1 pseudogene is annotated in these 240 nt (G+C 54.2%); it reads right to left on the reverse strand.

Annotated elements, in window-relative coordinates:
* A pseudogene (locus tag KVT28_RS26510) lies at positions 1-240 on the reverse strand (arginine repressor); the annotation flags it as partial.

Genomic DNA, 240 nt, shown 5'->3' on the forward strand with positions numbered 1-240 from the left:
AGCGGGCTGGTGGTGGTGGGCACGCCGAGTTCAGCAGGCAGGCAGTAAACCATCTCCATCTTGGCGTCGCGCGTGCGCACCGCGCCAAACTTGGTCAGCATGCGAGAAACTTTGGACTGATTAATATTCTCGGAGCCGTCTTCCTGCAGCGCCTGCACGATTTCGCCCTGGCAGCTGAATTTCTCTTCCTTCAATAAGGCTTTAAACGCCTTAATCAAGTCGTCTTGTTTCGATGGGTTT

The organism is Pantoea sp. GbtcB22 (assembly GCF_019091025.1).
Lineage (GTDB): Bacteria > Pseudomonadota > Gammaproteobacteria > Enterobacterales > Enterobacteriaceae > Pantoea > Pantoea leporis.